This is a genomic window from Celeribacter litoreus (assembly GCF_020165855.1).
Taxonomy (GTDB): Bacteria; Pseudomonadota; Alphaproteobacteria; order Rhodobacterales; family Rhodobacteraceae; genus Celeribacter; species Celeribacter litoreus.
Window position 1 is genome coordinate 216,539 of sequence record NZ_JAIUFY010000015.1, and the last position, 19,989, is coordinate 236,527.

Sequence of the window (19,989 nt, forward strand, 5' to 3'; positions counted from 1 at the left end):
GGTTTACTGATGAAGCCTTCCGTCGCCCTCCTGCCGCTTACGGTCTTGAGCGCCTGCCAAATGAGCGAGGCGAACGAGGTTATGCGTGGCATGACAGAAGAGCGACGGGCCGTGGCAAACGAGACCTTCAAAACGATGGAAACAGAGGACCTGTCCGGGATGCTGCTTCTGTCGGAGAAGATCGCGGATGAGTGCTCGGGCATTTATGTGAACAACCAGACCACGCAGCTATTGTCCTCTCGGGTCGAACGCGCACCGTTCCTACCGGTAGAGGTCAAGGCGGCTCGGCTGGCAAAAGCCGAGGCGGCGTTCGACGCCCGCCACGGCCTCTCGGGCGTAGACGCAGACATCTGCGCTGCCGCCTCGATGGAAATTACCGAGATGACGCCGCTCGGCGCCACGCTCATAGAAGGACCGGTTCTCTGATGGCATGTCAGACCACATATCAGGCGATCAGCACCACAGGACGGCCGTTGGCCGGTCTGTGTGTTGTGCCTGTGGTCGATGCTCAGGATGAGTTCGGGGTACTTCCCACTACAAATCTGCAAAAGTCGGACGAGGCGCTCGAACGTCTTGCCAACAGTCTAAATCATGGGGACAGCGATTTCGCCAATGGCGGATCGTATCTGACAGACGGAGCGATGGCAGCGATGCATGCCGACCGTCCAATTTCAGAAGGAGTTCTCCTGTGAAGGCTTTGAAATACTTTGGCTTCTCTCTCGCGATGATGTCCGGCGCTGCGGCTGCTGCGGAACTTCCGCCGCTTCGCGAACAGAAAGCGATCGACACGAATATGCTCTGGGCAGGTCTTGCCATCGAGACGTCTGACCAGTGCCCGACGCTCGACCTGCGCACCTTTAAGGGGCTGACGTTCCTGTGGGGCGTGAAGACGGATGCGTCTGATCTCGGATACACCGACGATCAGATCCGCGCCTATGTCGAAAGTGATGCGGAGAAAGACCGTATTCGTGCGCTCGGCACCAAGTACATCGCAGACGCGGGATTCGATCCGTCCACGCCGGAGGGTCTTTGTGCCTTCGGTGAGGCAGAGATCGCGCGCGGCTCGATCATCGGCTCTTTCCTGAAGGATGTGAAATGACGGTTCGTGCGCTCCATATCCTCGCGGCAGCGATGCTCGCCCTTCCTGCACATGCTGCGGGAAGCATCACCGAAGATCCGGTGGTGATGAACGAGGTGATGCTTTCGACCGTGGCGACAAAGATTGCCGCCGAGTGTCCGAAATATGCGGTGAACCCGACGGCTACCGGCGCTTCGGCGCAAAAGCTGATGGGACACATCTCGGAACAGGGCTATAGCTCCTCCGAGGTCCAAGATTTGCAGAGCCCCGCCTACATGCAAACCGTGTCGGTGGCTGCTGATGAATATCTGTCTGCCCAAGGGGTAGATGCGACGAACAATAGGGCGCTTTGCGCCTTTGCGAAACGGGAGCTGAGGGAGGGCACATCCGAGCTCTCCATGCTTCTAATGAAGAACAGGTGACGTGATATGGCAGATACGCGCAAAATTATCATTGATGGGAACGAGGTCGAAGTCGATCCGGCCATGACGATCCTTCAGGCCTGTGAAGTGGCCGGGATCGAAGTGCCGCGTTTCTGCTACCATGAGCGGTTGTCGATTGCCGGCAACTGCCGCATGTGTCTCGTGGAAGTCGTGGGTGGCCCGCCGAAGCCGGCCGCTTCCTGCGCTATGCAGGTGAAAGATTTGCGCCCTGGGCCGGAAGGTGCCCCGCCGGTCGTGAAGACGAACTCTCCGATGGTCAAAAAGGCCCGCGAAGGTGTGATGGAATTCCTCCTGATCAACCACCCGCTGGATTGCCCGATCTGTGACCAAGGTGGCGAATGCGACCTTCAGGACCAGGCAATGGCCTATGGCGTGGACTTCTCCCGCTACCGCGAGCCGAAACGTGCTTCCACCGAACTGAACCTTGGGCCGCTCGTCGGCACGGCGATGACCCGTTGTATTTCCTGCACCCGCTGCGTGCGCTTTACGACCGAGGTCGCGGGCATCACCCAGATGGGCCAAACGGGTCGCGGCGAAGACAGCGAGATCACCAGTTATCTCAACGAAACGCTCGCCTCCAACCTTCAGGGCAACATCATCGACCTGTGTCCGGTTGGTGCGCTGACCTCCAAACCCTACGCCTTCACTGCGCGTCCGTGGGAACTGACCAAGACCGAAACCATCGACGTGATGGACGCTCTGGGCTCCAACATCCGCGTGGACACCAAAGGCCGCGAAGTGATGCGCATTCTGCCGCGCAACCATGACGGCGTGAACGAAGAGTGGATTTCCGACAAAACCCGCTTTGTCTGGGATGGTCTGAAGCGTCAGCGTCTCGACACGCCGTATGTGCGTAAGGACGGCAAGCTGACCAAAGCGACATGGGCAGAGGCACTCGCTGCTGCTGCCGCTGCGATGAAGGGCAAGAAAGTCACCGGTCTCGTCGGTGATCTGGCTCCGGTTGAAGCGACTTTCGCGCTCAAGCAACTCGTTGAAGGTCTCGGCGGCTCCGTCGAGTGCCGTATCGACGGTGCGAAACTGCCGGCTGGCAACCGCTCTGTCTACGCAGGCACCGCGTCCATTGCGGACATCGACGACGCGAAATTCATCCAGCTGATCGGCACCAACCCGCGCGAAGAGGCGCCTGTCCTGAACGCGCGTATCCGCAAGGCATGGGCGAAAGGCGCTCAGGTTGGTCTCGTCGGTCAAGAAGCCGATCTGACCTATGATTACGCCTATGTGGGGGCTGATCGTGTAGCGCTCGAAAGCCTGCTGAGCAAAGACTACGGCGACGTGGTTGAGGCGCCGTCTCTCATCATCGTTGGCGCAGGCGCGATCAACGAGGCGGATGGCGAGGCTGTTCTGGCCGCTGCTCAGAAGCTCGCAGCAAACACCAACTCCAAACTGCTCATCCTTCACACCGCCGCCTCCCGCGTCGGCGCGATGGATGTGAACGCAGTGACCGAAGGCGGTCTGGACAAGGCGCTCGACGGGGCAGAGGTCATCTACAACCTCGGCGCTGACGAAGTTGAAATCTCCGGCGATGCATTCGTGATCTACCAAGGCTCCCACGGTGACCGTGGCGCACACCGCGCGGACGTGATCCTGCCGGGTGCGGCCTACACCGAGGAAAACGGTCTGTTCGTGAACCTCGAAGGTCGTCCGCAGCTCGCGCTCCGCGCTGCTTTCCCTCCGGGTGAGGCGAAAGAGAACTGGGCGATCCTTCGTGCTCTGTCCGCAGAACTCGGTGCGACCCTCGGCTACGATTCTCTCGCACAACTGCGCAACGCTCTGATCGAGGCCGCACCGGTCCTCGCAGAGATCGACAGCGTGCCGGAAAACGAAGTTGTTGCCCTGCCGGAGAAAGATCTCGGCAAAGCGACGTTCCGCAATGCGGTCAAAGACTTCTATCTCACCAACCCGATCGCACGCGCGTCCTCTCTCATGGCGGAACTTTCCGCGATGGCGAAAGCGCGCGCTGAAACTCCGGTGGCTGCTGAGTAATGATCAACGGGGTCGCATATCCCACCATGGTGGCGCTTTTGGCGGTCACACAGCTCTCCGGCTGTGCCCGTCCGTGTTGTAGCGCCCCCGAGGTGAGCCGTGCGGCAACCGGCGCCGTTTTTGACGGTGCATTCGAAAATTCCCTCCTCTCCGCACGCGGGGAAGAGGCAAAAAATAGTGCGATGGCCAATGCAGATTGCGCCGCCGCACAAACCGCGTCGATCCGGGCAACCGGATTTGCGCGAGATGTGCGCACAAATGTCGCACAAGAGGGTGGAATTTGGCGCGCGGATGCTGTTTACACCATCTCGCCAGCGCTCCCCGACGGTTCGCGCAAGCTCGACACGACGGTCGATCTCGCAAGCTGCCGGGACAACGGAATACCGACGGTGTGAAAGGCTGAAAAATGGTCGAATTTTTCACGACAACTAATCTCGGGATCGCACTGCTCACGCTTGGGCAGATCTTGCTGGTCCTCGTGCCGCTCTTTGTGGCACTCGCCTTCCTGATGTATGGCGACCGGAAAATCTGGGCTGCGGTCCAGATGCGCAAAGGCCCCAACATCGTTGGCGTTTTCGGCCTCCTGCAGTCCTTTGCAGACTTTATCAAATACCTCGTGAAAGAGGTGGTTGTGCCGGCCGGTGCAGACAAATTTGTCTTCTACCTCGCGCCGATGATCACCTTCATCACGGCTTGTATTGCTTGGGTTGTGATCCCGTGGAACGACGGTTGGGTCATCGCGGACATTAACGTCGCGATCCTCTACATCTTCGCTGTGTCTTCGCTCGAAGTGTACGGCGTGATCATGGGCGGTTGGGCCTCCAACTCCAAATACCCGTTCCTCGGTTCGCTTCGCTCTGCGGCACAGATGATTTCTTATGAAGTTTCTATCGGCCTGATCATCATCGGTGTGATCATCTCCACTGGCTCCATGAACTTTGGTGACATCGTTGCAGCGCAAGATGGCGCAGGCTTCCTGTCCTGGTACTGGCTGCCGCACCTGCCGATGGTCTTCCTCTTCTTCGTCTCCGCCCTCGCTGAAACGAACCGTCCGCCGTTCGACCTTCCGGAAGCGGAATCCGAACTCGTCGCCGGTTATCAGGTGGAATACTCCTCGACACCGTTCCTGCTCTTCATGATGGGCGAACTGATGGCTGTGGTGCTCATGTGTGCGCTCGTCTCCATCCTGTTCTTCGGTGGTTGGAACTCTCCGGTTGAATTCCTGCCGGATGGCATCTTCTGGCTCGTCATCAAGATGCTGTTCTTCTTCTTCATCTTCTCGATGGTGAAAGCCATCGTGCCGCGCTACCGCTACGACCAACTGATGCGCATCGGTTGGAAAGTGTTCCTCCCGCTCTCGCTGGGTTGGGTCGTTCTGGTCGCGTTCCTTGCTAAATTCGAAGTTTTCGGTGCGTTCTGGGCGCGCTGGACGATGGGGGTCTGATCCATGGCTGTCGATTACAACCGTGCCGCCAAGTATTTCCTGATGATGGACATCTGGGCCGGCTTCAAAATCGGTCTGCGGTATTTCTTCGCTCCGAAGGCGACGATCAACTACCCGCATGAGAAAGGCCCGCTGAGCCCGCGTTTCCGTGGGGAGCACGCTCTGCGTCGCTACCCGAACGGCGAAGAGCGCTGCATTGCCTGTAAACTTTGCGAAGCGATCTGCCCGGCACAAGCGATCACCATCGACGCCGAACCGCGTGAAGACGGCTCCCGCCGCACCACGCGCTACGACATCGATATGACGAAATGCATCTACTGCGGTTTCTGCCAAGAGGCCTGCCCGGTGGACGCGATCGTCGAAGGTCCGAATTTCGAATTCTCCACCGAAACGCGTGAAGAACTGTTCTACGACAAGGAAAAACTCCTTGAGAACGGTGCGCGCTGGGAAGCCGAGATCGCACGCAACCTCGAACTCGACGCGCCCTATCGCTGAGGCCCTATAAGGAAAGCCGATGAACGATTTCACCAAACTTTTCGCTGAGATGATCGAGCAGAGCCAGAAAATGGCGGCGTCGTTCAATCCGGCTCTGGAAAACTTCCAGATGCCGTCTCTCGACAAGCTGTTCCCGACGATGACGAAGGAACAGATGGAAATGTTCTGGGGCAACACCTTCAATAAGGACGGGCTCGACGCCAAGACACGGCTTCTCGTCGTGCTGGCCGGTCAGACCGTTCTGGGCGCACAGGCTGAGGCGCCGTTCAAACTGACGGTGCGCCATGCTCTTGAAGCAGGGGCCAGCCAAAAAGAGATCGCGGAAGTGATCTACCAAATGTCCATGCTGGGCGGTGTCCCGGCTATGTCAAAAGCACTGGAGTTGGCGCAGGCCGTCTTCTCCGAGACGCAGGAGGACAGTGAATGACTGTCGCGGATTTCGCATTCTTTTGTTTTGCCATCCTGATGTTGGTGGCCGGGGCCTTTACCGTGGTCTCGAGAAACCCGGTGCACTCTGTGCTCTGGCTGATTTTGACCTTCCTGTCGGCGGCGGGCCTCTTTGTCCTGCTCGGCGCGGAATTCGTGGCGATGCTACTCGTGATCGTCTACGTCGGCGCGGTGATGGTGCTCTTCCTCTTCGTCGTGATGATGCTCGACGTGGACTTCGCGGAACTCAAGGCGGGTATGGCGAAATATCTGCCCTTCGGTCTCCTGATCGGTGTGGTCCTGATCCTGCAACTCGCCATCGCGTTCGGTGACTGGCATTCCGCTGAGGGTGCCGAAGCACTTCGCCGCTCCGTGACACCGGATCTGGCTGAGACCCACAACACCGCAGCCATCGGTCGCATCATGTATGACGATTACCTGCTGCTGTTCCAGGTCGCCGGTCTGATCCTGCTCGTGTCCATGATCGGTGCGATCACGCTGACCCTGCGCCACCGCGCGGACGTCAAGCGCCAGAACGTGCTCAAGCAAATGTACCGTAACCCGGAAGACGCCTTCGAGATGAAAGACATCAAACCGGGGCAGGGGCTCTAACGCCTGATATGAAATGCCGGGGCGACAATGTGTGCCGCCCCGAAACGAACCAGCCGCAATAGAAGCGGCGAGAGAGAAAAAACTGAGGGACGACATGGTCGGACTTGAACATTACCTGACAGTCGCAGCGGCGCTGTTTGTCATCGGCATCTTCGGGCTCTTTTTGAACCGAAAGAACGTCATCATCATCCTGATGTCCATCGAGATGATCCTGCTGTCGGTCAATATCAACCTTGTCGCTTTCTCCTCCTTTATGGGGGATCTGACGGGACAGATTTTCACGATGCTCGTGCTCACCGTGGCCGCCGCAGAGGCAGCTATCGGTCTTGCGATCCTTGTGAGCTTCTTCCGCAACCGCGGCACGATCGACGTCGAAGACGTCAACGTGATGAAAGGGTAACAGGACATGGAATCGATCATTCTTTTTGCCCCGCTTGTGGGTGCCATTATTGGCGGCTTCGGCTGGCGGTTGATCGGCGAGAAGACGGCGCAGTATCTCACCACGGGTCTGCTTTTTCTCGCTGCGATCCTGTCCTGGGTTCTGTTTCTCTCCCACGACGGTCAAACCCATCATGTCACGGTTCTGCGCTGGATCGACGTCGGCTCTCTCTCGGTCGACTGGGGCATCCGTCTCGACCGTCTGACGACGATCATGCTGATCGTGGTGAACACGGTCTCTGCGCTCGTGCACCTCTACTCTTTGGGTTACATGGCGCATGACGAGAACTTCGGGGATGACGAGCCTTATCGCGCCCGTTTCTTCGCCTACCTCTCGCTCTTCACCTTCGCGATGCTGATGCTCGTGACCGCCGACAACCTCGCCCAGATGTTCTTCGGCTGGGAAGGTGTGGGTCTCGCCTCCTACCTGCTCATCGGTTTCTACATGAAGAAGCCGTCCGCCGGTGCCGCGTCGATGAAAGCGTTCATCGTCAACCGTGTTGGTGACTTCGGCTTTATCCTCGGCATTGCGGGTCTCTTCCTGCTGACCGACAGCATCCGCCTCGACGACGTCTTCGCGAACGGTCCGGTTCTCGCAGAAACGACCATCCACTTCCTCTGGGGTGACTGGAACGCCGCAAACCTGCTGGCCTTCCTGCTCTTCATCGGGGCGATGGGTAAATCTGCTCAACTCTTCCTGCACACCTGGCTGCCGGACGCGATGGAAGGCCCGACACCTGTGTCTGCCCTCATCCACGCCGCGACCATGGTGACGGCTGGTGTGTTCCTCGTCTGCCGCATGTCTCCGATTTTCGAATATGCGCCGCAGGCCCAGACCTTCATCATCTACATCGGGGCAAGCACCGCGTTCTTCGCGGCGACTGTTGGCCTCGTACAGAACGACATCAAACGCGTGATCGCATACTCCACCTGTTCGCAGCTCGGCTACATGTTCGTGGCTGCCGGTGTCGGTGCCTACGGTCCGGCAATGTTCCACCTGCTGACGCACGCTTTCTTCAAAGCGATGCTCTTCCTCGGTGCTGGTTCGGTCATCACCGCGATGCACCACGAGCAGGACATGCGCAACTACGGTGCGCTGCGTAAGAAGATCCCGTTCACCTACTGGATGATGATCATCGGCACGCTCGCCATCACCGGTGTCGGTATCCCGCTCACTCACTTCGGTTTCGCAGGCTTCCTGTCGAAAGACGCCATCATCGAGAGCGCCTATGCCTCCGGTGTCGGCTATGCCTTCTGGATGCTGGTCGTGGCGGCTCTGTTCACTTCCTTCTACTCATGGCGCCTGATCTTCCTTACCTTCTACGGCAAGGAACGCGGCGATCATCACGCGCACGAACATGCGCATGAGAGCCCGCTGGTCATGCTCGTCCCGATCGGAACGCTGTCCTTGGGGGCGATCTTCGCAGGTATGATCTGGTACAATGCGTTCTTCGGTGACCACGACAAGTTCGTTGAGTTCTTTGGTCTTCCGCACCACGCAGAGGTCGAAATGACCGACGCTCATGGTGAGGCTGCTCCAGCCCACGGTGAAGAAGCTGCGGCTGACGCGCACGGTGAAACCGATACGCATGCTGTTGCTGCTGACTCTCATGGCGCAGACGACGCGCACGCCGCAGGTATGGCTCCGCAAGGCGCGATCTATGTGGCCGCTGACAACACCATCCTTGACGATGCGCACCACGCACCGACCTGGGTGAAAGTGTCGCCCTTCGTCGCAATGGTTCTCGGCTTCCTCGTGGCGCTCTGGTTCTACATCTGGAAACCGGAAACCCCGCGCAAACTCGCCGAAAGCCAGCCCGTCGCTTACCAGTTCCTGCTGAACAAATGGTACTTCGACGAGATTTATGACGCGATCTTCGTTCGTCCGGCTCTCGCCCTCGGTCGTTTCCTCTGGAAGCGCGGCGACGAGAAGACCATCGACGGCGCGATCAACGGTCTCGCCATGGGCATCGTGCCCTTCTTCACCCGCCTTGCAGGTCGGGCGCAGTCGGGCTTCATCTTCACTTATGCATTTAGCATGGTTCTGGGGATTGTGATCTTGATTACCTGGATGTCGATTGGCGGAGGCGCACACTAATGGATAACGTGCTTTCTTTCGTCACCTTCCTTCCGACGGTTGCCGCCATCGTTCTCGCGCTTTTCCTGCGCGGCGACGATGAGGTTGCCCAACTCAACGCCAAACGTCTGGCCCTGTTCGCGACGGTCATCACCTTCCTGATCTCGCTCTTCATCCTTACGGGTTTTGATCCCGAGGATACCGGCTTCCAGATGGTTGAAGAGGCCGACTGGATCATGGGCCTCAAGTACAAGATGGGCGTTGACGGTATTTCCGTGCTCTTCGTGATGCTGACCACCGCGCTCATGCCGCTGACCATCTGGTCGGCATGGGACGTGAAGACCCGCGTCAAAGAATACATGATCGCCTTCCTGCTTCTGGAAACGCTCATGCTCGGCGTGTTCATGGCACTCGATCTCGTCCTCTTCTACCTCTTCTTCGAGGCAGGTCTGATCCCGATGTTCCTGATCATCGGCATCTGGGGCGGCAAGAACCGCATTTACGCAGCGTTCAAGTTCTTCCTCTATACCTTCCTCGGCTCCGTGCTGATGCTGGTCGCGATGATCGCCATGTACATCGACGCAGGCACGACCGACATCGTTCAGCTGCTCGCACATGACTTCTCGTCCTCGACCATCTCGGTCCTCGGGTTCCAAGTCATCGGCGGCATGCAGACGCTCGCCTTCCTCGCCTTCTTCGCCTCCTTTGCGGTGAAGATGCCGATGTGGCCGGTGCACACCTGGTTGCCGGATGCACACGTTCAGGCGCCGACGGCTGGCTCCGTTGTTCTGGCGGCGATCTTGCTGAAAATGGGTGGCTATGGCTTCCTCCGCTTCTCTATCCCGATGTTCCCGGTCGCTTCCGACATGCTCGCGGACTTTGTCCTCTGGCTCTCTGCTATCGCGATCGTTTATGCCTCGCTCGTGGCACTGGTCCAAGCGGACATGAAAAAGCTCATCGCGTATTCCTCGGTTGCGCACATGGGCTACGTCACCGCCGGTATCTTTGCGATGAACCAGCAGGGTGTTGACGGCGCGATCTTCCAGATGATCTCTCACGGTTTCGTCTCCGGCGCGCTCTTCCTCTGTGTGGGCGTCATCTACGACCGGATGCACACCCGCGAAATCGACGCCTTCGGCGGCCTCGTGAAAAACATGCCGGCCTATGCGCTCGTCTTCCTGTTCTTCACCATGGCGAACGTCGGCCTTCCGGGCACCTCGGGCTTCGTCGGTGAATTCCTGACGCTGATCGGCATGTTCCAAGCCAACACCTGGGTCGCTCTTGTTGCGGCAACCGGTGTGATCTTCTCGGCGGCCTACGCACTCTGGCTCTACCGCCGCGTCGTTCTCGGCGACCTGATCAAAGAGAGCCTCAAGGCGATCAAGGACATGACCCCGCGCGAGAAGTGGATCTTTGCTCCGCTCGTCGCCATGACCTTGCTCCTCGGTGTTTATCCGTCGCTCGTGACCGATATCACCGGTCCGTCCGTAGAGGCGCTCATCGACAACTATCACGCAGCTCTGCCGATGGTGGCAGAGGCCGCGGCTCACTAAAGGACCTGTGGATATGACTTCTTCTGATTTTTCCATCGTCCTACCGGAAGTGCTTCTGGCCATCTACGGCATGGCGGCACTCCTTTTCGCCGTCTACACCGGCAAGGATAAACTCGCAGGTCTGATCACTTGGGTGACTGCGGCGGTCTTCGTGATCATCGCTCTGCTCATCGGTCTCGGTGGCAGCGGCTCGAATGTGGCCTTCGACGGTATGTTCATCGACGACGCCTTCTCGCGTTTCGGCAAAGTGGGTGTTCTGCTCGCCGGTGCTGCGATCCTCGTGATGTCCTACGACTTCCTCGATAAGCGCGGTTTCGCAAAGTTCGAGTATCCGATCCTCGTGCTTTTCTCGACGATCGGGATGATGGTGATGGTCTCCTCCGGCGACCTGATGACTCTCTACGTTGGCCTCGAGCTTATGTCGCTCGCCCTCTACGTGATTGCGTCCTTCCGCCGTGACAGCGTGAAATCGACCGAAGCGGGTCTGAAGTACTTCGTGCTTGGCTCGCTGTCCTCCGGTCTGCTGCTTTACGGTTCCTCGTTGGTTTACGGCTTCTCCGGCACGACCTCCTTTGCCGGCATCATCACCGTGGTGCAGGACGAGGTTCCGGTTGGCGTGCTCTTCGGCCTCGTGTTTGTGATCACCGGCCTCGCGTTCAAGGTCTCCGCTGTTCCGTTCCACATGTGGACGCCGGACGTTTACGAAGGCGCTCCGACCCCAACCACCGCGTTCTTCGCAACCGCGCCGAAGCTCGCCGCCATGGGCCTTTTCGCTCGCGTGCTGCATGATGCCTTCGGTGGCGTTGTTGGCGACTGGCAGCAAGTCATCGCTGTGATTGCTGTGGCCTCCATGTTCCTGGGTGCATTCGCAGGTATTGGTCAGACGAACATCAAACGCCTGATGGCCTACTCCTCGATCTCCCACATGGGCTTTGCTCTCATGGGCCTCGCGGCAGGTGATGCGCTTGGCGTGCAATCTGCGCTCGTCTACATGGCTATCTACGTTGCGATGAACATCGGTGTCTTCGCCTTTATCATGACGATGGAGCGTGACGGTCAGCCGGTGACGGACATCAAAGCGCTGAACCTCTACTGGCGCACCTCGCCGGTCAAGGCGCTGGCTCTGCTGATCCTGTTGTTCTCGCTCGCAGGTGTCCCGCCGATGCTCGGCTTCTTCGGCAAGCTGTTCGTGCTTCAGGCAGCATGGTCCGCTGGTCTGACCTACCTTGCTGTGTTCGGTGTGATCGCCTCCGTGATCGGTGCGTTCTACTACCTGCGCATCGTGTACTACATGTACTTCGGCGCAGAATCCGAGCCGCTCGACAAGACCAAGGCGCCGGTGGCCTATGCACTCCTTGCAGTGTCCGCGCTGATCATGCTCTTCGGGATCATCAATATGTTTGGTGTCGATGGCATGGCTGCAATCGCTGCAGACGCTCTTGTCAAATAATCGCCATAAGTGGCCGGAGGGGGTCGGGCGCACCGTCCTCCCAACGGTCGACAGCACAATGTCGGAGGCCGCGCGAGTCGCGGCCTCTTCCGCATTTCCGCAATGGATTATGGCGCATGAGCAAACGGCAGCCCACGGGCGTCGTGGTCGCCATTGGTCCAATCCTGCAGGGAATTTTGCAGCCACGCTCTTGATGTTTCCGACGGAGGCGCCTGAACTCGTCGCGTTGCGCTCTTTTGCAGCTGCCTTGGCACTTCATGATACATTCATTGCCGTGACCGGACGCACGGACCCATTCTCACTCAAGTGGCCCAATGATGTGCTGCTGAATGGCGGAAAAGTGGCGGGTATCCTTCTTGAACGCGGTCCCTCTCATCTTGCCATTGGGATCGGAATCAATCTCGCCCACGCGCCGGGCGTCTCCGAGGTCGAGGCAGGGGCCGTCGCTCCGGTTTCTCTTGCTGATGAGACGGGTGCACTGGTAACCCCTGAAGAATTCCTCGACGTCCTTGCGCCGACTTATGCCACTTGGGAAAGCCAATTCACGACTTACGGATTTGCCCCGCTTCGTGAAGCATGGTTGTCGCGTGCCGCGCGTCTCGGAGAGGTCATCCGCGCCCGGACGATGACCGAGGAACATACCGGCACGTTCGAGACGATCGATGCCTTCGGCAATCTGGTCCTCGCGACCACCAAAGGCAAACTCGCTATTCCTGCTGCTGAGGTCTATTTCTGATGCTGCTTTGTATTGATACCGGCAACACGAACACCGTCTTCTCGATTTGGGACGGGGAGTCCTTTGTGGCGACTTGGCGCACCTCGACAGAGCATCAGCGCACGGCTGACCAATACTATGTCTGGCTCTCGACCCTGATGCATTTTCAGAAGATCGAAGCCGACATCACTGAGGTGATCATCTCTTCGACAGTTCCGCGCGTCGTGTTCAACTTGCGCGTTCTCGCGAACCGGTATTTCAATTGCCGCCCGCTAGTCGTCGGAAAGCCTGAGTGCCTTCTGCCGCATATGCCACGGGTGGATGAAGGTACGACGGTGGGGCCCGACAGGCTGGTGAACACCGCAGGCGCTTTCGACCGTTTCGGCGGTGATCTCATTGTGGTTGATTTCGGAACTGCGACGACGTTTGATGTTGTTGCCGAGGACGGTGCCTATGTCGGTGGTGTGATTTCTCCCGGAGTGAACACATCTCTGGAGAGCCTTCACCTCAAGGCCGCCGCGCTACCCCACGTTGACGTGACGATGCCGGAGAAGGTCATTGGCACCAATACGGTCGCCTGTATGCAGTCCGGTGTGTTCTGGGGGTATGTTGGCCTCGTGCGCGAAACATGCAATCGTATCAAAGAGGAATACGCCAGACCGATGCGCGTTGTCGCTACGGGAGGCCTTGCACCTCTGTTCAATCAGGGTCACAAACTCTTCGACGATTTCGATGAGTTTCTGACGATCCACGGTTTGACCGTGATACACAAATATAACAAGGACATGGGCAACCTATGAGCGCGCGTCTTCTCTATCTTCCTTTGGGCGGTGCCGGTGAAATCGGCATGAACTGTTATGTCTACGGTTACGGCCCTCTCAATGACGAACGCTATATCGTGGTCGATCTCGGCGTGACCTTCCCGTCGATGGACGGCACGCCTGGTGTTGACCTGATCTTTGCCGACATTTCCTGGCTCGAAGAGCGCAAGGACCGGATCGACGGGATTTTCATCACCCACGCACACGAAGACCACGTTGGCGCCATCGGCCATCTCTGGCCACGTCTCGACGCGCCGGTATATGCGCGGGCCTTCACGGCCCACCTTGCCCGCCTCAAATTCGAAGAGCACGGCCACGACGAGCTTCAGATCAAGACCGTGTCGCGCTGGCCGGAAACGGTCACTTGCGGCCCGTTCACCGTCGGATTTGCGCCGATCTCTCATTCCATTCCCGAAAGTTCCGCCCTCGTGATCGACACGCCGGCGGGCCGCATTTTGCACTCCGGCGACTTCAAGGTCGACGAGAACCCCGTTGTGGGGGAGCCGTTTGACCGCGAGATGTTCGAAGAGATTTCCAAAGGCGGGATCAAAGCGCTCGTCTGCGACTCCACCAACGTGTTCAACACCAATCCGGGTCGCTCAGAATCAGAGGTGATTGAGCCGTTGGCAGAGCTAATTGCCTCGCTAGATGGTATGGTGGCTGCGACGACCTTTGCTTCCAACATCGCACGCGTGAAAACGCTTGCAGAGGCGGGATCCAAGGCCGGACGGTCCGTTGTCCTGTTGGGCCGTGCAATGCGCCGGATGATCACTGCCGCGATCGAGACAGGCATCATTTCCGACTTCCCGAAAACCGTGTCACCCGAGAACGCAGCAGACATTCCGCGTGAAAACCTGATGCTCCTGACAACGGGCTCTCAGGGTGAATACCGCGCCGCCACTGCACAGCTCTCGCGCGGCAAATACCTCGGCCTCAAGATGGCCGAGGGTGACACGATGATCTTCTCGTCCAAGACCATCCCGGGCAACGAGGTCGCCATCGGGCGTATTCTCAATAGCTTCTCTGAAATGGGCGTAGAGACGATTTCCGGCCGCGACGACATTCACGTCTCTGGCCACGCGAACCAGCCTGATCTCTCTCTGATGCACGAGATCGTCAAGCCGCAGGTTGTCATTCCCATGCACGGTGAGCACCGCCACTTGCGGGAGCACGCCAAGATCGCCGAGAGCAACGGCTACCAATCCATCGTTGCGCCGAACGGGGTCGGGGTCGATATCGGGGGCAACACGCCGAAGATTTCCGAATACGTCGAAACAGGCCGCACCTATCTCGATGGCTCGATCCAGATCGGGGCAATGGACGGGATTGTGCGTGATCGCATCCGGATGGCGATGAACGGCCTCGTGGTGGCCACGGTGATCATCGAGGACGATGAACCGCTCGGCGATTGCTGGTGTGAGGTCCGTGGCCTGCCAGAAACTGGCCTGTCGCGTGCGCCGCTGGTGGATGTGCTCGAAGAGGACGTGAACCAGTTCCTCATGCGCGCAAAGAAGAAGACGCTGTCTGACGACGACAAGCTCGAAGACGACATGCGCCGCATCATTCGCAAGACGACGCAGGAAGAGGTGGGCAAAAAGCCCGAGGTCCAGATCGTGATCTCGCGTCTGTCTTCCTGAGCGATGCATCACTCAGCGAACTAGAATTTGCGGCCTGACGTTTGTCGGGCCGTTTTTCTTTGCGCAAAAGAAAACCCGCGCCGGAGCGCGGGTTTTTTAATTCTTGGACGCGAAACTGCGATCAGCCAGCTTGCTTCTCAAACCGCTCTTCAAAGCTCAGCGCGATGAAAGAGGGCAGGTGGTCTCCGAGGCCAATCACCTTGTCGTTGTCGCGGCGGCCACCACGTTCGCGGCGCGGTTTCTGTTCCTGCTTCGCAGGCTCTTCCTTCGTCGCGGTTTCTTTTACTGCGACAGGTGCCGTGTCCTGAGCCTCTTGCTTCGGCTCGTCGGACTTGCGACGGCGGGAGCGGCTGCGCTTCGGCTTCTCGGACTGAGCTTCTGACTTGGCGGTGTCTTTGCTCTCGTCTTCCGGTGCAGAGGACCCGAGCGGGTTTTCCATGCGCGGGATTTCTTTGGCGACGAGTTTCTCGACGGCGTCAAAGTTTTTCTCGTCACGCGGCTCAACGAGGGTGATCGCCTTGCCGTCGCGACCTGCGCGACCGGTGCGGCCGATGCGGTGCACGTAGTCTTCCGGATGGCCAGGCACGTCGAAGTTGAACACGTGCGTCACGGAGGGCACATCGAGACCGCGTGCGGCGACGTCAGACGCAATCAGGAGCTTGATCTCACCATTGCGGAATTTGTCGAGCGTTGCGTTACGCTGGCTCTGGTCGAGATCGCCGTGGATCGGTGCGGCGTCGTAGCCGTACTTTTGCAGGGATTTCGCGCAGATATCGACGTCTGTTTTCCGGTTGCAGAAGATCACAGCGTTCTGGAGCGTGTCGCCCTCAGCGTCGAGCAGGGCGCGGAGCACCTTGCGCTTCTCGGAGGCGGCGCGATCACGACGCGATCCTTTGAACATCAGAGCGTGCTGTTCGATGCGCTCGGATGCCGTCGCCTGACGGGCAACTTCGACTTTCGCTGGTGCCGAGAGGAAGGTGTTGGTGATCCGCTCGATTTCCGGCGCCATCGTCGCCGAGAAGAACAGGGTCTGGCGGGTGAAGGGCGTGAGGCTAAAGATGCGTTCGATGTCAGGGATAAAGCCCATGTCGAGCATCCTGTCGGCTTCGTCCACCACCATGATCTGAACGCCGGTCAAAAGGAGCTTGCCGCGCTCGAAATGGTCAAGCAGGCGACCCGGGGTCGCGATCAGAACGTCGACGCCACGGTCGATGAGGGCGTCCTGTTCTTTGAAGCTAACACCACCGATCAGGAGCGCTTTGGTCAGCTTCATGTATTTCGTGTATTGATCGAAGTTTTCCGCAACCTGCGCCGCGAGTTCCCGTGTCGGCGCGAGCACCAAAGAGCGCGGCATCCGCGCACGTGCGCGTCCACGGCCGAGCATGGTGATCATCGGAAGCACGAAAGAGGCTGTCTTACCCGTCCCGGTTTGCGCGATCCCGAGCACGTCCTTGCCTTCAAGCGCAGGAGGAATCGCACCAGCCTGAATCGGAGTGGGGCTCTCGTAGCCGGCGTCTTGGACGGCGCGGAGAACTTTCGGGTCGAGGTTAAGATCAGTAAACTTTGTCAATGGTTGCCTTTCGTGATGTGCGGCTAAAAAGTCGGCCGCTAACACCACGCGGCCCGTCTGGTCGGATTACCAGAGCGTCATTGCGCGCGTTCTACGCCCGAAACCGTAAAAGGTCAAGGAAAGCCCGTCTTTGCGCTGATTAAGTATGGAAACTGGCGCCGAAAAGGGGCGCCAGTCGCTTTAGACCATCATTTCTTTCGTCGCCGACAGCGTCAGTTCCGGATAATCGCGTTCAATCCGGTCGATGTCCCATTGCAGGCGCGTGAGGAACACGGGGTCGCCGTCGTGGTCGTAGGAAATGTGCTGTTTGTTGGCGTTGATGCACTTGTCCAACTCGGCCTTCGGACCAGTGACCCAACGCGCCGAGGTGAATTGCGACGCGTCAAACCGCACGGGGAGACCGTATTCGAGTTCGATCCGGCTCGCGAGCACTTCGAACTGAAGCGCGCCCACAACGCCGACGATAAAGCCGGAGCCGATCGCCGGTTTAAAGACCTTCGCAGCACCTTCCTCAGCAAACTGCATGAGGGCTTTTTCAAGGTGCTTTGCTTTCATCGGGTCGCCCGCACGGACGCCTTGGAGCAATTCCGGCGCAAAGGACGGGATGCCGGTCACGCGGATGTCTTCGCCCTCGGTCAGCGTGTCGCCGATGCGCAGCTGTCCGTGGTTCGGAATGCCGATGATATCACCTGCCCAAGCCTCTTCTGCGAGTTCGCGGTCGGAGGCGAGGAAGAGAACGGGGTTCGAGATCGCCATCGGCTTCTTGGAGCGCACATGGGTGAGCTTCATCCCGCGTTTGAAATGGCCCGACGCAAGGCGGACAAAGGCCACGCGGTCACGGTGTTTCGGGTCCATATTCGCCTGCACTTTGAAGACGTAGCCCATGACCTTTTTCTCATCAGGGCTGATCTCGCGCGGGGAGGCATTTTGAACTTGCGGTTCAGGGCCGTATTTGGCGATGCCGTCCATGAGTTCCTGTACGCCGAAGGAGTTGATCGCGGAGCCGAACCAGATCGGTGTCAACGTGCCCTGAAGGAAAGCCTCACGGTCGAACGGCGGCAACAATTCACGCGCCATTTCAAGCTCTTCCTTGAGTTGCTCAAGAAGATGCTCCGGCACATATTCGGCGAGTTTCGGGTCATCAAGGCCCTCAATCTTGATGCTCTCGGCGACCTTGTTGCGGTCAGCGCGGTCCATCAGTTCAAGGCGGTCATTGAGCACGTCGTAGCAGCCGAGGAAGTCACGACCGACGCCGATGGGCCAAGAGGCGGGCGTCACGTCAATGGCGAGGTTTTCCTGAATCTCATCGATGATTTCGAGCGTATCACGGCTCTCGCGGTCCATCTTGTTACAGAAGGTCAGGATCGGCAGATCGCGTAGACGGCAGACCTCAAAGAGTTTCTGCGTCTGACTCTCCACGCCTTTCGCCCCGTCGATCACCATGATCGCCGCATCCACGGCGGTCAGCGTCCGGTAGGTGTCTTCGGAAAAGTCCGAGTGGCCGGGTGTGTCAACGAGATTGAAGCGGTGGTTCTGAAAGTCGAACGACATGGCAGAAGCCGACACGGAAATCCCGCGATCCTTTTCCATCTGCATAAAGTCGGAGCGTGTGCGCCGTGCTTCGCCTTTCGCGCGCACCTGACCGGCCATCTGAATCGCGCCACCATACAGAAGGAATTTCTCCGTCAACGTCGTTTTACCGGCGTCCGGGTGCGAGATGATGGCGAAGGTCCGGCGACGAGCAATCTCGTCCGGCAAATCAAGGGCGGTGTGTGAAGCGTTCGACATGGCGCTCATATACGTCTGCTCATGGGACTGGGCAATGGGGAATGGCGTGGAAACCACCGCCATGGGTGTTTCCACATGGCGCAGTGCGAGTCAGACGCCTCGTGGTGTCAGTCCCGGTTGATCAGGCGCAGGAGATTGTTGGCAGCTTTGGCTTCTCGCACGCCAGGGCGCATTTCGGACTTTCGGCCGGCCTGCGCGACGGTGTGCCCTTCGGCGATGCAGATGCGCATCGTGGCTGGCAGGAAAGGCTGAGCGCGACTGTCGGCAAACATGCTTTCTGCGGCGAGACCCTCTGCAAAGATTGTTTCGTGCTCGTCAAACATGAGCTGGAAATAATCGACAAATCCGCCTTCGGCCTGAATGACGTCGTGACCGTTCACGAGATGACGCGCTTTTACGAGCACTTCGGCGCAGCTTTTGGGCCAAGCGCTCTCCTGGCGGTCGCGGATAAAAATGCGATGGTTCGGTGACAGCATCAGGTCGCCCGTGTTGTCGAATGCGCCCGCTTTAATCACGATCGGGGCGAACGCACCCGTGGCGCGCATGGTGGTCATGCCGATCCAGCGCACGGTTCGCGGGCCGTTATCTCGGGTCAGAACGCTGTCGCCGACACTCAGGTCTTCAATTGGCTTTTGCAGCCCGTTGGCAAGCGTGATCCGCGTCCCGCGCGAAAAGGCGAGGCAGGCGACTTCTCCGAGGCGGGCGCGCACGTTTTCGGTGTCGAGCTTGATAAGTGCGTATTCCGCCTCGTGCTTTAGAGGCGCGAAGGGAAGGAAAAGCACGTCCTCGATCATGCCTTTCGCATCGGTTTCCACAACGACGAGGATCTCGACCGTCGCACCGCAAAGCCCCATAAGTGTCGCGATGCAGTCGAGATGCAGAGTGTTTCCCGGAGTGCAAATTTCTGAGCCACCTGCAACGGTGAGACGCTCTTCGTCCACATGAATGGAAAGTCGCGCTCCGTTGGCGTAGCGGGAAAGTTGATAGCTGTCGGCGAGTTCGATGTCGTCCGCGTGGCGGAGGCTATCGCCAAGATTGGCTCCGCTGACCACTTTCAGATCGCAGCCACGGTAGACCACAAGCGTCTGCTCGGGCGCGCTTCTCTCCGCATAAGACGCGATATCTTTGCTATAAAGACCCACGGAAACCTCCGAACGCACTGGCGTTCCACTATTTAACTTGGCAACTATCCCTTCGTTATTATGGAAACTGCCAAAGTTGAACATTTTTCTGTTCTCCGCGGTGCCACTTACTCACAAAACTTATTCTATGGGCGTTATTGCCCCCCAAGAGTGTCCGAATTGGGGCACGATTGGTTCATTCTGACGGAGCTGCGGACACCTCCAAAGCCGCACAGGATTTGTGCGGGCGCGTGAGGCGGGTGACACGGCGGAGACCGTCGCTTACAACCGTTTTTGAAACGCTATTCGGGAGTAGA

Annotated in this window: 20 protein-coding genes; 17 read left to right on the top strand and 3 right to left on the bottom strand. The window is 58.6% G+C overall.

The features are described 5' to 3' along the window. Positions 1–9 precede the first annotated feature (9 nt). The 17 genes from LA304_RS17350 (at position 10) to LA304_RS17430 (ending at position 15,193) form a co-directional block, all read left to right on the top strand. Entirely contained in the window at positions 10–426 is a 417-nt protein-coding gene (locus LA304_RS17350) for a hypothetical protein (protein WP_224504445.1), read from the top strand. After that, positions 426–692 (top strand): hypothetical protein, encoded by a 267-nt coding sequence (locus LA304_RS17355; protein ID WP_224504446.1) that lies wholly within the window; start codon positions 426–428, stop codon positions 690–692. The genes LA304_RS17350 and LA304_RS17355 overlap by 1 nt, the downstream gene beginning before the upstream one ends. Next, positions 689–1,099 carry a DUF5333 domain-containing protein gene (locus LA304_RS17360; protein ID WP_224504447.1) on the top strand — a complete coding sequence of 137 codons (411 nt, stop codon included), beginning with the start codon at positions 689–691 and terminating at the stop codon, positions 1,097–1,099. The genes LA304_RS17355 and LA304_RS17360 overlap by 4 nt, the downstream gene beginning before the upstream one ends. Further along, positions 1,096–1,500, top strand: a complete 405-nt coding sequence (locus tag LA304_RS17365; RefSeq protein WP_224504448.1) for a DUF5333 family protein — start codon at positions 1,096–1,098, stop codon at positions 1,498–1,500. Before LA304_RS17360 ends, LA304_RS17365 begins: the two co-directional genes overlap by 4 nt. A 6-nt stretch (positions 1,501–1,506) precedes the next feature. Continuing rightward, positions 1,507–3,525, top strand: a complete 2,019-nt coding sequence (nuoG, locus tag LA304_RS17370) for an NADH-quinone oxidoreductase subunit NuoG (protein ID WP_224504449.1) — start codon at positions 1,507–1,509, stop codon at positions 3,523–3,525. Further along, positions 3,525–3,920: a hypothetical protein gene (locus LA304_RS17375; RefSeq protein ID WP_224504450.1), complete on the top strand. Its 396-nt coding sequence runs from the start codon at positions 3,525–3,527 to the stop codon at positions 3,918–3,920. The genes nuoG and LA304_RS17375 overlap by 1 nt, the downstream gene beginning before the upstream one ends. 11 nt (positions 3,921–3,931) lie before the next feature. After that, positions 3,932–4,969 carry an NADH-quinone oxidoreductase subunit NuoH gene (gene nuoH, locus LA304_RS17380; RefSeq protein WP_224504451.1) on the top strand — a complete coding sequence of 346 codons (1,038 nt, stop codon included), beginning with the start codon at positions 3,932–3,934 and terminating at the stop codon, positions 4,967–4,969. A 3-nt stretch (positions 4,970–4,972) separates the two neighbouring features. Continuing rightward, positions 4,973–5,464, top strand: a complete 492-nt coding sequence (gene nuoI / locus LA304_RS17385) for an NADH-quinone oxidoreductase subunit NuoI (protein WP_224504452.1) — start codon at positions 4,973–4,975, stop codon at positions 5,462–5,464. Positions 5,465–5,483: 19 nt separating this feature from the next. Next, positions 5,484–5,891 carry a carboxymuconolactone decarboxylase family protein gene (locus tag LA304_RS17390; RefSeq protein ID WP_224504453.1) on the top strand — a complete coding sequence of 136 codons (408 nt, stop codon included), beginning with the start codon at positions 5,484–5,486 and terminating at the stop codon, positions 5,889–5,891. Continuing rightward, complete coding sequence (locus tag LA304_RS17395) at positions 5,888–6,502, top strand: NADH-quinone oxidoreductase subunit J (RefSeq protein WP_224504454.1); 615 nt, start codon at positions 5,888–5,890, stop codon at positions 6,500–6,502. The genes LA304_RS17390 and LA304_RS17395 overlap by 4 nt, the downstream gene beginning before the upstream one ends. 94 nt (positions 6,503–6,596) lie before the next feature. After that, positions 6,597–6,902 carry an NADH-quinone oxidoreductase subunit NuoK gene (gene nuoK / locus LA304_RS17400; RefSeq protein WP_224504455.1) on the top strand — a complete coding sequence of 102 codons (306 nt, stop codon included), beginning with the start codon at positions 6,597–6,599 and terminating at the stop codon, positions 6,900–6,902. Between the two features lie 6 nt (positions 6,903–6,908). Then, positions 6,909–9,038: an NADH-quinone oxidoreductase subunit L gene (gene nuoL, locus LA304_RS17405; protein WP_224504456.1), complete on the top strand. Its 2,130-nt coding sequence runs from the start codon at positions 6,909–6,911 to the stop codon at positions 9,036–9,038. After that, positions 9,038–10,570, top strand: a complete 1,533-nt coding sequence (locus tag LA304_RS17410) for an NADH-quinone oxidoreductase subunit M (RefSeq protein WP_224504457.1) — start codon at positions 9,038–9,040, stop codon at positions 10,568–10,570. Before nuoL ends, LA304_RS17410 begins: the two co-directional genes overlap by 1 nt. 13 nt (positions 10,571–10,583) lie before the next feature. Then, on the top strand, positions 10,584–12,020 hold the full coding sequence (nuoN, locus tag LA304_RS17415; RefSeq protein ID WP_224504458.1) for an NADH-quinone oxidoreductase subunit NuoN: 1,437 nt from the start codon (positions 10,584–10,586) through the stop codon (positions 12,018–12,020). Then, complete coding sequence (locus LA304_RS17420; protein WP_224504459.1) at positions 11,980–12,756, top strand: biotin--[acetyl-CoA-carboxylase] ligase; 777 nt, start codon at positions 11,980–11,982, stop codon at positions 12,754–12,756. Before nuoN ends, LA304_RS17420 begins: the two co-directional genes overlap by 41 nt. Then, positions 12,756–13,535 (top strand): type III pantothenate kinase, encoded by a 780-nt coding sequence (locus tag LA304_RS17425; protein WP_224504460.1) that lies wholly within the window; start codon positions 12,756–12,758, stop codon positions 13,533–13,535. Before LA304_RS17420 ends, LA304_RS17425 begins: the two co-directional genes overlap by 1 nt. Beyond that, on the top strand, positions 13,532–15,193 hold the full coding sequence (locus LA304_RS17430; protein ID WP_224504461.1) for a ribonuclease J: 1,662 nt from the start codon (positions 13,532–13,534) through the stop codon (positions 15,191–15,193). Before LA304_RS17425 ends, LA304_RS17430 begins: the two co-directional genes overlap by 4 nt. Before the next feature lie 121 nt (positions 15,194–15,314). Here the strand turns inward: LA304_RS17430 and LA304_RS17435 are convergent, their stop codons facing one another. The 3 genes from LA304_RS17435 to LA304_RS17445 all read right to left on the bottom strand — a co-directional run bounded on the left by LA304_RS17435 (position 15,315) and on the right by LA304_RS17445 (position 19,693). Next, positions 15,315–16,763 carry a DEAD/DEAH box helicase gene (locus tag LA304_RS17435; protein WP_224504462.1) on the bottom strand — a complete coding sequence of 483 codons (1,449 nt, stop codon included), beginning with the start codon at positions 16,761–16,763 and terminating at the stop codon, positions 15,315–15,317. Positions 16,764–16,943: 180 nt separating this feature from the next. Then, positions 16,944–18,551: a peptide chain release factor 3 gene (locus tag LA304_RS17440; protein ID WP_224504524.1), complete on the bottom strand. Its 1,608-nt coding sequence runs from the start codon at positions 18,549–18,551 to the stop codon at positions 16,944–16,946. A 107-nt stretch (positions 18,552–18,658) separates the two neighbouring features. Further along, positions 18,659–19,693 carry a Hint domain-containing protein gene (locus LA304_RS17445; protein WP_224504463.1) on the bottom strand — a complete coding sequence of 345 codons (1,035 nt, stop codon included), beginning with the start codon at positions 19,691–19,693 and terminating at the stop codon, positions 18,659–18,661. Positions 19,694–19,989 lie beyond the last annotated feature (296 nt).